This window comes from Thermoanaerobaculia bacterium (assembly GCA_035260525.1).
Classification (GTDB): Bacteria; Acidobacteriota; Thermoanaerobaculia; order UBA5066; family DATFVB01; genus DATFVB01.
The window spans coordinates 1-13,920 of sequence record DATFVB010000288.1; the positions used below are offsets into that span (position 1 = coordinate 1).

General features: G+C 69.8%; 10 protein-coding genes. 2 read left to right on the forward strand and 8 right to left on the reverse strand.

All coding sequences use genetic code 11. The features are described from left to right. Window positions 1-304: 304 nt before the first annotated feature. From pgl to tkt, 7 genes are all read right to left on the reverse strand, one after another. Window positions 305-997, reverse strand: a complete 693-nt coding sequence (gene pgl / locus VKH46_13895; GenBank protein ID HKB71935.1) for a 6-phosphogluconolactonase — start codon at window positions 995-997, stop codon at window positions 305-307. 12 nt (window positions 998-1,009) lie between these two features. Beyond that, on the reverse strand, window positions 1,010-2,488 hold the full coding sequence (gene zwf, locus VKH46_13900) for a glucose-6-phosphate dehydrogenase (protein ID HKB71936.1): 1,479 nt from the start codon (window positions 2,486-2,488) through the stop codon (window positions 1,010-1,012). Between the two features lie 185 nt (window positions 2,489-2,673). Next, window positions 2,674-3,567, reverse strand: coding sequence for a decarboxylating 6-phosphogluconate dehydrogenase (gnd, locus tag VKH46_13905; protein ID HKB71937.1), 894 nt, complete (start codon window positions 3,565-3,567; stop codon window positions 2,674-2,676). Next, complete coding sequence (locus VKH46_13910) at window positions 3,564-5,258, reverse strand: glucose-6-phosphate isomerase (protein ID HKB71938.1); 1,695 nt, start codon at window positions 5,256-5,258, stop codon at window positions 3,564-3,566. The genes gnd and VKH46_13910 overlap by 4 nt, the downstream gene beginning before the upstream one ends. Beyond that, window positions 5,255-6,415 carry a transaldolase gene (tal, locus tag VKH46_13915; GenBank protein ID HKB71939.1) on the reverse strand — a complete coding sequence of 387 codons (1,161 nt, stop codon included), beginning with the start codon at window positions 6,413-6,415 and terminating at the stop codon, window positions 5,255-5,257. The genes VKH46_13910 and tal overlap by 4 nt, the downstream gene beginning before the upstream one ends. After that, window positions 6,412-6,900, reverse strand: a complete 489-nt coding sequence (locus VKH46_13920) for an RpiB/LacA/LacB family sugar-phosphate isomerase (protein ID HKB71940.1) — start codon at window positions 6,898-6,900, stop codon at window positions 6,412-6,414. Before VKH46_13920 ends, tal begins: the two co-directional genes overlap by 4 nt. Next, window positions 6,897-9,032, reverse strand: a complete 2,136-nt coding sequence (gene tkt / locus VKH46_13925) for a transketolase (GenBank protein ID HKB71941.1) — start codon at window positions 9,030-9,032, stop codon at window positions 6,897-6,899. Before tkt ends, VKH46_13920 begins: the two co-directional genes overlap by 4 nt. Window positions 9,033-9,141: 109 nt before the next feature. Between tkt and gpmI the strand changes: the two genes are divergently transcribed. Beyond that, on the forward strand, window positions 9,142-10,737 hold the full coding sequence (gene gpmI / locus VKH46_13930) for a 2,3-bisphosphoglycerate-independent phosphoglycerate mutase (GenBank protein HKB71942.1): 1,596 nt from the start codon (window positions 9,142-9,144) through the stop codon (window positions 10,735-10,737). Between the two features lie 4 nt (window positions 10,738-10,741). Then, window positions 10,742-12,580, forward strand: a complete 1,839-nt coding sequence (locus tag VKH46_13935; protein ID HKB71943.1) for a lipase maturation factor family protein — start codon at window positions 10,742-10,744, stop codon at window positions 12,578-12,580. A 321-nt stretch (window positions 12,581-12,901) separates the two neighbouring features. Here VKH46_13935 and pyk read toward each other — a convergent pair. After that, window positions 12,902-13,920 (reverse strand): pyruvate kinase (pyk, locus tag VKH46_13940; protein ID HKB71944.1); only part of this gene is annotated, 1,019 nt, incomplete at its 5' end.

Below are 13,920 nucleotides of genomic sequence, written 5' to 3' on the forward strand. Positions count from 1 at the left end.
TTTAGCGGTGGGAGCCTTGAGACTTCTTTCTCGCCTTTGATTTCTTGGGGGCGAACTTCACGGAGGATTTCGCCTTCTTGTCAGTTGTCTTGGTGGCCAGGACAGGTCTCGCCCAGGCCACAGACTCAGCGAGTCGGCTCAGCTTTCGGGTTATCCGAAGAGATGTCGCATGAGAGAGGCCAATCTCTTTGTGCATTCGATCGGCCACACGCTCAATACCAGTCATACCGACCAGTCTGAACTTCATCATTGTAGTTGTCAAATTTTTCCCGCTCTCCTTCGAATCCCCAATCACACAAGTGGGCTACTCCCCCGCCGCCGACGCCTTGTCCATGAACCACAGCGTCCGCGCCGCCTTAACCCGGGCCGCCGGGTAGTCGCCGCCCGCCTCGATCTTCCGGACGATTTCGCGCTTCTCTTTCCCTTCCACGAGAAACAGGGCTTCGCGCGCGGCGTTGAGCGCCGGATAGGTCAACGTCAAACGCCAGGAGCCGAGCGAGGGAACGAAGTTCGCGGCGCAAGAGCGGTCCGTGATCGCGAGAACGGCCGAGCCGGGAAAGAGCGAAGCCGTGTGACCGTCCAAACCGACCCCGAGAAAAACCAGGTCGAGGACGGGTGGAGCACCGGCGGCCGAAACGAGCTCCTTCTCGTAGAGCGAAGCGGCTTCCTCCGGCTCACGCTCGGCCTTCCAGCGATGCACGTTCTCCGCGGGGATCGGGACCCGCGAGAGAAGCGTCTCCGCAGCCATGCGGTAGTTGCTCTTCGGGTCTTCCGGCGGCACGCATCGCTCGTCGCCCCAGAAAAGATGCACCAGCCGCCAGTCGAGCTCGCCGGCCCCTTCGGCGATCGCGGCGTGGGATGCGCGGGGCGTGTCGCCCCCCGAGAGCGCGGTTAGAAAGCGCCCGCGCCGGCGGATCGCCTCGTCTGCGCGCCGGAAGAACTCGGCGGCCGCCTCGCAGGCGAGCGCCGACGGTGTTTCGAAAACGGAACGCGTCATGCGCGCTCCGGACTAAAGTGTCCGCCAGCGGCGCCCGTCCCGTTCGACGAACGTGTTCGCCGCGACCTCGGGTCCCATCGTGCCGGCGGGATAGTTCGGGAAATCGCGCGGCTTCTTCCGTCCCCACCCTTCGAGGATCGGCGTCACGACCCGCCAGGCCTCCTCGACCTCGTCGCCGCGGGTGAAGAGGGTCGCGTCGCCGTGCATGATGTCGAGGAGCAGCCGCTCGTAACCGCCCTGCCGGGCGGCGCCGAGCTGGTCGTATGGAAAGTCCATGAACTCGGGCGTGACCCGCATTCCCGCCCCGGGGATCTTCGCGAGGAACTTCAGGGAGATCCCCTCGTCCGGCTGGATCTTCAGGGTGAGCACGTTCTTCTCGATGCGCGCGGCAATCCCGGCGTCTTTCACGAAGATCGTCATGTGCGGAACGTCGCGGAACTCGATCGCGATCTCGGTCGTGCGCTTCGTGAGCCGTTTGCCGGAACGGAGATAGAACGGGACGCCCGCCCATCGCCAGTTGTCGATGAAAAACCGGACGGCGGCGTACGTCGGCGTCGTCGAGCTCCGGGCCACGCCCGGCTCCTGCCGGTAACCCGCGACCTCCTCGCCGCCGACCACGCCGGGCCCGTACTGCCCTCGCACCGCCCAGTCGTCGATCCGATCCGCGGGAATCGGGCGGATCGACCGAAGCACCTTCACCTTCTCGCTGCGGACCGACTCGGCGTCGAGCCGGACCGGCGCCTCCATGGCGGTGAGACACAGGAGCTGAAGGAGGTGGTTCTGGAACATGTCGCGGACGATCCCCGCCGACTCGTAGTAACCTGCGCGATGCCCCACGCCGAGCGACTCCGCGACGGCGATCTGCACGTTGTCCACGTAACGGCGGTTCCAGAGGGGCTCGAAGATCCCGTTGGCGAAGCGCAGGACGAGGATGTTCTGGACGGTCTCCTTCCCGAGGTAGTGATCGATCCGAAAGATCTGATCCTCGCGGAATACACGATGGATCTCCGCGTTCAACGCCCGGGCGGAGTCGAGGTCGTGTCCGAACGGCTTCTCGACGACGACCCGCGAGAAGCAACCCTTCTCCTCCGTCGCGAGGCCGACGCGGCCGAGCTCTCCGACGATCACCGGATCGACCCCCGGCGGCGTCGCGAGGTAGAAGACGTGATTTTCGGGGCAGTCCTCCCCCTTGCGCCGCGCTTTGGCGAGAACCCCGCGGAGCCGGCGATACGTCGCCGCTTCGTGAAACTCTCCCGCGACGTAGAAGAACCGGCCCAGGAGCTCGGGAGGGAGCTCGGTGACCTGAAGCGGATCCGTCGTGAACTTCGCGACCGCCGCCTGCATCGCGGCGCGGAACCCGGCATCGGTCATCGGGCTCCGGGCGACCCCGACGACGAAGAACCCGTCCGGGAGCGCGCGCTCCTTGCCGAGCTTCGCGAGCGCCGGCACCAGCATGCGGGCGGTGAGGTCGCCGGAGGCGCCGAAGATCACCAGCGCGCAGGGTTCAGGGGCGGGGGAAGCGGCGATCGCTTCGGCCGGCGACGCGGCGCCCTGCCGGAGCGCGCCGTGCTCGGATTTCGCGGGGCGCGCCGCCGGAGGCCGGCTTCGAGCGCGTCTCGCCTTCTTTCCCCCGCGTTTCTGGCTCTTCCCCGGTCGATTTCGATGGCCCGCGGCCGTCACGACTTCTTCACCGCGTGGCCGCCGAACTCGTTGCGGAGCGCGGCGATCGCGCGGGCCGAGAACGAATCGGCCTGGCGGGAGCGGAAGCGCGCGAAGAGGGCGTCGGCCAGCGCGGGAGCGGGGACCGCGTGGTCGATCGCCTCCTCGAGCGTCCAGCGCCCCTCGCCGGAGTCGTCCACCCACCCCTTGATGTGCTCGAGCTTCGGGTCCTTCCCGAGCGCGTCGGTCAGCAGATCCAGGAGCCACGAGCGCACCACCGAGCCGTAACGCCAGATCCCGGCGATCTGCGGAAGATCGAGCGAGAAATCGGAGGCGTTCAGGATCTCGAATCCCTCGCCGAGGGACTGCAGCATCGCGTATTCGATCCCGTTGTGGACCATCTTGACGTAATGGCCCGCGCCGGAGGTCCCGACGCGCGCGAACCCGTGCTCGGGAGCGAGCGTCTCGAAGATCGGCCGCGCGCGCTCGACGGCCGCCGCGTCCCCGCCGACCATCAGGCAGTAGCCGTTCTCGAGGCCCCAGACGCCCCCCGACGTGCCGGCATCGACGAAGAAGACGCCGCGCCGGGCGAGCTCGTCGGCGCGCCGCATCGAATCGCGGTAGAACGAGTTCCCTCCGTCGATCACGATGTCGCCGGCCGCGAGCCCCGGGCCGAGGGCGCCGATCGTCTCGTCGACCGGCGCGCCCGCCGGGATCATCAGCCAGACGACCGCCGGCTTCGGTAGCGAGCGCAGCAGCGCTTCCGGCGAGGGCGCCCACTCCGCCCCCGCGTCGCGCGCCGCCGGTTCCTCGTTCCCCTTCGACCAGGCGACGACCGCGTGGCCGCCGCGCGTCAGCCGCTTCGTCATGTTGGCGCCCATCCGGCCGAGACCGATCATTCCGAGCTTCATTTTCGTTTCTCCAACGCCGACCGCACGCGGTCGGCCCAGGCCGAAAGCGCGTCGGCGGACGGGCCGGAGCCCACGGCGCCCGAGAACGGGAGGCCGCGGCTCCGAAGCGCCTTCTCGTCCCCGATCGCCTGCGCCTCGAGGAACGTCGCGAAACCGTAGCCCGCTCCCGGGATCGCGACGTCGGACTCGCCCGGGTCCACGACCTGGAGGAAGACGCCTTCGTGCGGCCCTCCCTTGTGGAGCTGTCCGGTCGAGTGGAGGAACCGCGGCCCGAAGCCGACCGTCGTCGCGCAGTGCGTCCGGTTGCGCAGCTCCCGGCGCAGCCGAAGCAGGGTGTCCTCGTTCTTCGGGCTGCGGTCGGCGTAGGCCTGGAGGGCGAGATAGTCGCGGCCCGGACGCGCCTGTGCGACAAGGCGCTCGAGAGTCTCCCCATGGAACGCGATCCCTCGCTCGTCGCGGCGGCCCCGCTCGCGCGGCAGCGACTTCGTGCGCCCGTACTCGGCGAGCACCGCGTTGGTGTTGTCCTTCGATTCCTGCACGTTCGGCTGGTCGAACGGGTCGATCCCCAGGACCGCGCCCGCGACGGCAACCGCGAATTCCCAGACGAACATGCGCGCGCCGAGGTCGTACCGGTCGCGCCACGCGCGCGCCCGCACGGGGTGCCCCTCCTGCGCCAGACGGTCCAGTTTCTCGTCGATCGGCCCCGCGTCTTCGGCGCCGTCCAGCCGCTCGTAGAGGAAGAAGCGATCCGGCGCGTAGTCCTCCGGCCAGCCGAGCGGCTCCCCGTCGACCGGCACGATCCCCGCGCCTTCCTTGCCCGTCGATTCGGCGACCAGCTGCTCGAGCCAGGGGCCGAACGGCGCGATCGCCGCGGTGCAGACGATCGTCGCCTTGTCGCGGCCGGCCGCCGCGAAACGGCCGAGCGCGGCGCCGAGCGCGAGACCGGGATTGCGCCCGCCCCGGGCGCGGCACGCCTGGGCCGCCTCGTCGGCGCGCTCCAGCAGTCGCGGCAGGTCGACGCCGCACAGCGCCGCCGGGACGAGACCGAAGTACGACAGCGCGGAGTACCGCCCGCCGATCCCCGGCAGATTCTCGAAGACGTCGGCGAAACGGTTCTCGATGGCGAGTTTCTCGAGAGGCGATCCGGAGTCGGTGATCGCGACGAACTGCTCGCCCGCTCGCTCCGCGGATCCCGCGCGGCGCAGCACCTGCTCGTGGAAGTACCGGAATTGCGAGATCGTCTCGAGCGTTCCCCCGGACTTGGAGGAGACGAGGAAGAGCGTCGCGTCGGGGTCGATTCGGGCGGACGCGTCGCGCACCTGCTCCGGCGACGTCGAGTCCAGGACGATCAGCTCCGGCGCCTCGGGGCGGCCGAGGATCCGGCCGAAGACCTCGGGCGCGAGCGAGGAGCCGCCCATGCCGCAGAGCACGACGTGCCGCCGGTCGCGCCGGGCGTGCGCCGCCCAACCCTCGAGATCCTGCGCGCGGCGCAGCATCTCCGACGGCGCGTCGAGCCAGCCGAGCGCGTCCTCGATGATCGCCCGATGCTTCTCGTCCGATTTCCACGCGAACGCGTCGCGGCGCCAGACGCGGTCGACGAACTCCTCGCGGCCGAGCCGGGCCTCGATCTCGCGGACACGGGACCCCTCCGGCCCCAGCCGGAGCCAGTCCCGCGCGGGCGCGCGCTTCACCGGCGCGCCGTGACGCCCGCGACCGGCTGGCGTCGCTTCGCCTCGAGCCCCGCGAGGAGCTCCTGGTACGAATCCTCGAACTTCCGGACCCCGTCGGCTTCGGAGAAGTTGTCGGTGATGTCGTGGTAGTCGATGCCGAAGTCCGCCAGGGCGGCGATCTCGCGCCCGGCCTCCTCGACGCCGCGCGTGATCGTCTCTTCCGGACGGCCGTGGTCGAGATAGGCGTCCATGGTCTTGATCGGCATCGTGTTGACGGCCGGCCCGCCGATCAGCTCCTGCACGTACAGGATGTCGGAATAGCTCTTGTTCTTCGTCGACGTCGAGGCCCAGAGGCAGCGCTGCAGGCGCGCCCCCTTCTTCGCGAGCGCTTCCCACCGCGCGCCGGAGAAGATCGCGCGGAACTTCGCGAACGCGATCTTCGCGTTGTCGACGGCGATCTTTCCCTTCAGCGATTCGAGCCGGCGGCGCCGCTCCGGGTCCTTCTCGCCCGAGAGCGCCGCCTCGATGCGCCGGTCGGTCTCGGTGTCGATCCGGGACACGAAGAAGGAGGCGACGGAAGCGACCGGACGGGGGTCTCCGCCCGAGCGGACGAACTCCTCCAGCCCGGAGAGGTACGCCTCGGCGACCTCGGCGTAGCGGTCGACGGAGAAGATGAGCGTGATGTTGATCGACTTTCCGAGCGCGGTCATCCGCCGGATCGCGGGGATCCCCTCGGGCGTGGCGGGGATTTTGACCATCAGGTTCGGCTTCGCGATTTCGCGGTGATACCGCGAGGCCTCCGCGATCGTCCCGTCCGTGTCGGCGGCCAGCGACGGCAGGACCTCGATCGAGACGTAGCCGTCCTCGCCTCCGGTGGCGTCGTGGACGGGGCGCAGGACGTCGCACGCCTCCTTGATGTCCTGGATCGCGAGGGCATCGAAGATCTCCGGCGTGCTCTTGCCGGCCGCGGCGAGCGTCTCGACGTCGGCGTCGTAAGCGTTCCCTTCCGAGAGCGCCTTCTGGAAGATCGACGGATTCGAAGTGACGCCGACGACCGCCTTCTCGTCGATCAACTTCTTCAGGCCGCCGCCGCGGATCATGTCGCGGGAGAGCTCGTCGCACCACACCGACACACCGAAATCCTTCAGACGAAACAGGGAGTTCTTCGCGGCGCTCATTTCTTTCTCACCTCCGGAAATTCGAAAACGCCCGTACGGGCGTCGAGCTCGATCTGGTTCACTTTCTCGAGACGGCGGACGTGGCGCTCGGCGCCGGAGAACCGCGCGCCGAGAAACGCCGCCGCGACCTCCTTCGCGAGCGCGCCGCCGATCACGCGGGCTCCCAACGCGAGGATGTTCGCGTCGTCGTCCTCCACCCCCTGCCGCGCGGAGAACGTATCGTGGCAGACGGCGCCGCGCGCCCGCGGAACCTTGTTGACGGCGACCGACGCCCCCACGCCCGAGCCGCAGACGACGATCCCGCGTTCCGCCTCGCCGCGCGCGACCGCGACCGCGACCGCTCGCGCGAAGTCCGGGTAGTCGTCGGCGGGGTCGTACCGGGCGTTGCCGAGGTCCACGACGCGATGGCCCGCCGATTCGGCCCAGGCGAGGAGCTCGCGCTTGAGCTCCAGGCCCGCGTGGTCGCTCCCGAACGCGACCTTCACTTCTTCCTCCGGGTCCGCCGCCCGGGCGTGACCCGCGCGGCGGCCTTGGCGACCTTCTGGTTTCCGGCCCGCTTCGCGGCTCTTCCGCCGGCGGTGCGCTTCGCGGCGCGCGGATGCTTCGCCGCGGCCAGTCTCGCGGCCTCCCTCGCGACGTGCTCCGGCGTGAAGCCCGCTTCCTTCATGTTCGTCGCGCCCGGCGCCGAGGCGCCGAAGCGGTCGATGCCGATCGCGATCCCGCGGGGCCCCACGTATTTGTCCCACCCGAACGTCGTTCCCGCCTCGATCGAGACGCGCGCGGCGACCTCGGGCGGCAGCACCTTCTCGCGCCACGCCCGGGGCTGGCGGTCGAAGAGCCACGTCGACGGCATCGAGACCACCCTTGCGGGGATCTTCTTCTTCGACAGGAGCTCCTGGGCCTCGAGCGCGACCGAGATTTCCGACCCGGAGGCGATCAGGACGACCTCCGGCTTTCCCCCGGGCGCTTCGGAAAGGATGTAGCCGCCGCGATCGACCCGCATCGCCCGGCCGTACTTCGCCGGGTCGAGGACGGGCACGCCCTGCCGCGTCAGCACGAGCCCGACGGGCCCCCCGGTGTGGGCGATCGCGACCTTCCACGCCTGCGCGGTCTCGTTGGCGTCGGCCGGGCGGATCAGAACGATGCCCGGCATCGCCCGGAACGACGCGAGCTGCTCGACCGGCTGGTGCGTCGGCCCGTCCTCGCCGAGGCCGATCGAGTCGTGGGTCCAGACCCAGATCACGGGAAGCTCGGAGAGCGCCGCCAGACGAACCGAGGGGCGCATGTAGTCGGAGAAGATGAAGAACGTCGCGCCGAAGGGGCGCACGCCCCCGTGCGCGGCCATGCCGTTCAACGCCGCGCCCATCGCGTGCTCGCGCACGCCCCAGTGGAAGTTGCGGCCGTTCGACTCCGCCTCGAAATCGGCCTCCCCCTCGATCAGCGTGTCCGTCGACGGCGCAAGGTCCGCCGAGCCCCCCGCCAGCGCCGGGTACCTCTTCGCGATCGCGTTCAACACCTTCCCCGAGGCCTTCCGCGTCGCGAGCTGCCCCTTCTTGGCGTCCTGCGGGCGGAAGCTCGGCACGTCCGCGTCCCATCCGGCCGGAAGCTTCCCGGCGAACCCGTCGCGGAACTCGCGCGCGAGGTCCGGGAACGCGCGGGCGTACGCCTCGAAACGGCGGTTCCATTCGGCATGGTGCCCGGCGCTCTTCTTCCCCGCCTCGCGCCAGCGGGCGAGCGACTCGTCGGGCACGACGAAGTGCGCGTCCGGATCCCATCCCAGGATCTTCTTCGTCGCGCGGACCTCGTCTTCCCCGAGCGGAGATCCGTGCGCCTCGGCGGTGTCCATCTTGTGGGGCGCGGGATAGCCGATGTGCGAGCGGCAGATGATGAGCGACGGTCGCTCCGCTTCTCCCGCCGCGTCCCGGAACGCGCCCTCCAGGGCGTCGAGGTCGTTTGCGTCGGCGATCCGGACGACGTGCCACCCGTACGCCTCGAAGCGGACGCCGACGTCCTCGTTGAACGCGAGCGCGGTATTCCCTTCGATCGAGATGTGGTTGTCGTCGTAGAGGAGCTGGAGCTTGCCGAGCTTCAGGTGCCCCGCGAGCGACGCGGCCTCGGACGCCACGCCCTCCATGAGATCGCCGTCGCTGCAGAAGCCCCACGTGCGGTGATCGACGACCTCGTGGCCCGGACGGTTGAAGCGCTCGGCGAGCAGCCGCTCGGCGATCGCCATCCCGACGGCGTTGCCGAACCCCTGCCCGAGCGGTCCCGTCGTCACCTCGACTCCCGGCGTCATCCCGCGCTCGGGATGTCCCGGGGTGATCGAGTGGAGCTGGCGGAAATTCTCGATGTCCTCGAGGGAGACGGCGTAGCCGGTCAGGAACAGCGCGGAATACAGGAGCATCGATGCGTGGCCGCACGAGAGGATGAAGCGGTCCCGATCGGCCCAGAGCGGGTCCTTCGGGTCGTAGCGGAGGATGCGCGTCCAGAGCACGTACGCGGCGGGCGCGAGCGCCATCGGCGTGCCGGGATGTCCCGAGTCCGCCTTCTGCACGGCGTCCATCGAGAGGGTGCGCACCGTGTCGACGCAGAGCCGGTCCAGCTCTTCGACCGGCAATGGAGCGCTCTTCCTCGAAGTCGAACTCACCGGCCCTCCTCTGTCATGGCTCATTCGATCACATGCGAAATCAATTCCAAAATCCCGCGAATTCAGAATAATCTTCGGCGTGCCGCGAAGCGCTCCGCTCCGTCCGGTCGTCCTCGTCATCTGCGACGGGTGGGGCGTCCGGGACTCCCGGGAGGGCAACGCCATCGCCCTCGCGCGAACGCCGGTCTGGGACCGTCTGCGCCGCGACTTTCCGTACACGATTCTTTCCGCATCCGGCGAGGACGTGGGGCTTCCCGCGGGGCAGATGGGGAATTCCGAGGTCGGCCACCTGAACCTCGGCGCGGGGAGAATGGTCCCCCAGGACATCCTGCGCATCGATCTCGCGATCCGCGACGGGAGCTTCTTCGAAAATTCCGTGCTCACCGGCCTGTGCGAGGGGGTGCGCGAGGGCGGAAGCGCCCTGCACCTGATGGGGCTCCTCTCCGACGGGGGAGTGCACTCGCACGAGCGCCACCTCTTCGCCCTTCTCGATCTCGCCCGGCGCGAGCGGCTGCCGCGGGTCTTCGTCCATCCCTTCCTCGACGGAAGGGACACCCCGCCGGAGTCGGCTTCGATCTATCTCGGCCGGCTCGAGGAGGAGATCGCGCGCCTCGGCGTCGGCGCGATCGCGACGATCTCGGGCCGCTACTACGCGATGGACCGGGACCGGCGGTGGGACCGCGTGAAGCTCGCCTACGACGCGCTCGCCCACGGCCAGGGCCGCCGCGCGGCCGGCGCGCGCGAGGCGCTCCGGATCGCGGCCGGCGACGGCGAAACCGACGAGTTCGTGCGGCCGACCGTGATCGAGCGCTCCGGGTCCCCGGCCGGGACGATCCGGAGCGGGGACGGGGTCGTCTTCTTCAACTACCGGGCCGACCGCGCCCGCGAGATGACCGAGGCGCTCACGTCGAGGAGCTTCGGCGGCTTCGAGCGAGGCGACGCGCCGTTTCCGTCGTTCGTCTGCATGACCGAGTACAAGGAGGAGTTCCGGCTGCCGATCGCCTTCCCTCCCGAGACGCTGACGGGCATCCTCGCCGACGCGTGGGAGGGCGCCGGGAAGACGAACCTTCGTCTGGCGGAAACCGAGAAATACGCGCACGTGACGTACTTCTTCAACGGCGGGGTCGAGAAGGCGTGGGTGGGCGAGTCGCGGATCCTCGTCCCCTCGTCGAAGGTCGCGACGTACGACCTCCTCCCGGAGATGGCGGCGCCGGAGATCACCGAAAAAGCGCTCGAGGCGATCGCCTCGGGCGACCACGACGCGATCGTCATGAACTACGCCAACGCCGACATGGTCGGCCACACGGGGAAGCTCGCCCCGACGATCGCGGCGGTCGAATGCGTCGACGGGTCCCTCGGGCGCGTCGCCGACGCCGTCCTCGCGCGGGGAGGCGCGTTCGTGATGACGGGCGACAACGGCAATGCCGAGCAGATGGTCGATCCCGTCACGGGGGCTCCGCACACGGCGCACACGACGAACCCGGTTCCGCTCGTCGTGGCGACCGCGTCCGGGCCGTCCATTGCCCGCTTTTCGCTCGCGCCGGGCGGGTCGCTTCGGGACGTCGCGCCGACGATCCTCGGCCTCATGGAGATTCCCGCGCCCGCGCCGATGACCGGGCGCGATCTGCGGATTGCGGAGAAGGCGGGCGGCCGTGCCGGAGGCTCCGGCGGCTGATCCCGTGAGGATCCGCGTGGCGTCGCCTCCGGAAACGCCGCTCCTGATCTTCGACGGCGACTGCGGCTTCTGCCGTTTCTGGGTCGCGCGCTGGCGCGGCCTCCTCGAAGGCCGGGCGGACTTCGAGCCGTATCGGACCGCGGCCCCGCGATTTCCGGAGATCCCGGTCGAGCGTTTCCGGCAGGCGGTCGGGCTGATCCTTCCGGACGGATCGCTCTATTCGGGAGCGGAAGCCGTCTTCCGGGCGCTCGCGCTGCGGCCGGGCGCAGGCGCGCCGCTCGCTCTCTACCGCTTTCGGCCGTTCGCGGCCGCCGCGGAGGGACTCTACGGCGCGATTGCCGCGCATCGGGACCTCGCCGCCGCCGCGACGCACGCCGCCTGGGGAGAGAATCCGCGGGCGCCGACCCATCGCCGCTCCCGGCGCCTCTTCCTCGGGACGCTCGGCGCGATCTCGCTCGTCGCGTTCCTCTCGCTCGGGATCCAGGTCGACGGGTTGATCGGGGTCCGCGGCATCGCGCCCGCCGGCGAGCTCCTCGCGGCGGCTCGCGACGCGCTCGGGAGCACGGCATGGCGCGTCCTCCCCTCTCTCTTCTGGCTCGGAGCCAGCAACGGCGCGCTCCACGCCGCGTGCGCGCTCGGGGCCGTTCTTTCGGTCCTGCTCGCCCTGGACGTCTTCCCCGCCCTCTGCGCGTTCGGCTGCTGGGCGCTCTATCTCTCGCTCTCCGCCGTCGGAGGCGAGTTCCTTTCGTTCCAGTGGGACGCGCTCCTGATCGAGACCCTCTTCCTCTCGATCTTCGTCGTCGACCCGCGGCGGCTTCGGGGCGCCTCGGGAAGCGCGCCGCCGCCGTCGCGAGTCTCCATTTTCCTGTTTCGCTGCCTCCTCTTCCGGCTGATGGTCTCCTCGGGCATCGTCAAGCTCGCGAGCGGCGATCGCTCGTGGCGCGATCTCACCGCGCTCACCTTCCACTACGAGACCCAGCCGCTCCCGACCTGGATCGGCTGGTGGGCCCACCAGATGCCGGGCTCCGTCCAGGCCGTCTCGGCGGTCCTCCTCTTCGCGATCGAGCTCGCCGCGCCGTTCTTCTTCTTCGCCCCACGGCGGCTCCGCAACGGCGCGCTGCTGGCGACGGCCCTGCTGCAGGTGCTGATCGGCCTGACCGGCAACTACGCGTTCTTCAACCTGCTGACGCTCGCGCTCTGCCTTTTGCTGGTGGACGATCAGACGCTCCGCGCCGGGGCGGCCGCGCCTTCGAGAGGCCCGTCCGGCTGGCCGCGGCCGCTGCTCGCCGCCGTCGCCGCCGCGGTCCTCCTCCTCGGCACGGTCCGGCTGCTCGAGGTCACCTTTCCGCGCTCCCGCGCGACGGCGGCGCTCGCCTCGGCGGTCTCGGCCGCCGAGCCGTTCCGCACGGTCAACGGCTATGGCCTCTTCGCGGTCATGACGACCTCGCGTCCCGAGATCGTCGTCGAGGGAAGCGAGGACGGCGCGACGTGGCGTCCCTACGCGTTCCGCTGGAAGCCGGGCGACGTCCTGAGGCGTCCCGGGTTCGTCGAGCCGCACCAGCCGCGGCTGGACTGGCAGATGTGGTTCGCCGCGCTCGGCGACGTCCGCCAGAGTCCCTGGTTCATCTCCTTCGCGCACCGGCTGCTCGAAGGCGATCGCGACGTGACGCACCTCCTCGCGGATGATCCCTTTCACGGCCACGCGCCGCGCTTCGTGCGGGCCGAGCTCTGGGACTACCGCTTCACGGATCTCGCGACGCGGCGGCGGACCGGGGCGTGGTGGACGCGGCGGCGGATCGGCGAATATCTGCCGGCGGTGTCGCTGGAGGACTTTTCGCGTTAAATCGGATTCTCTAATCCGTTCTCCCCGGAAAAGGCGAAGCGAGACCTTCGTACCGGGACACGTACATCCATATCAGGAAGGCCAGGTCCCCGTTCTGGTCGACGAACACTCTTCCACACCGGGTGGATTTAACGGAGGAACCGCATCGGGGCCCATCGCATCGCGGAAAGCTTTCGCCGAAGTAACCGAGGCGAAAGCTCCGCGATGCGGGAGCGGAAGCGCTGCGAGGGGGGTGCCCGTACGCGCGGTCGAGTCGCTCGTTCGACGAGCCGCGCGACGGGCACGCGCCTTCGATCCCCGAGCGAGCTTCCGCGAGGGGGGTCAGACCGTGCCGACCTTCATCAGGTTCGTCGCGCCGCGCACGCGCGTCGAGCCCGACACGATCACGATCCGGTCTCCGCGGCGGACGTATCCGAGGCTCGCGAGGCGCGCCTTCGCGTTGGCGATCATGCGGTCGGTGTTCGCCGGCATGGCGAGCGTGAGCCCGGTCACGCCCGCGTAGAGCGTCGATCTCCGACAGGACGCGAAGCGGCGGGAGATCGCGAAAATCGGGCGCCCGCGGACGAATTTCGAAAGCAGGAGCGCCGTCCTTCCGGTCTCGGTGAAGCACACGATCGCGCTCGCGCCGATCTCCGCGGCCGTCTGGCACGCCGCGAGGGCGACGGCGTGCGCCACCGTGTGGTCGCGCCGCGACGCCCCGGCGCCGCCGAGGAACTCCGACTCCTCGGCCCGCGAGGCGATCTGCGCCATCATCGCGACGGCCTCGACCGGGTAGGCGCCGCTCGCCGTCTCGGCGGAAAGCATCACGGCGTCCGTGCCGTCGAAGATCGCGTTGGCGACGTCGGAGGCCTCCGCGCGCGTCGGCCGGGCGCGCTCGATCATCGACTCCAGCATCTGCGTGGCCGTGATGACCGGGATCTCCTGCTCGTTGGCGCGCCGAATCAGGCGCTTCTGGATCTCCGGCACGTCCTGCGCCGGAAGCTCCACGCCGAGATCGCCGCGCGCGACCATGATCCCGTCGGCGGTCCGCAGGATCCCGTCGAGATCACCGAGCGCCTCCGGCTTTTCGATCTTGGCGATCACCGGGAGCGGGGCGCGGTGACGGCGCAGGAGCAATTTCAGCTGCAGGAGATCGTCGGCGGAGCGGACGAACGATTGCGCGACGAAGTCGACGCCGGCGCCCGCGGCGAACGCGACGTCGCGCCGGTCCTTGGCGGTGAGCGAGCCGATCGAGAGCTTCACCCCCGGAAAATTCAGCCCCTTGTGATCCTTGACGAAACCGCCGATCCGGACGCGGCACGCCACGCGCGGCGCACGCACGCCCTCGACGACCCATTCGA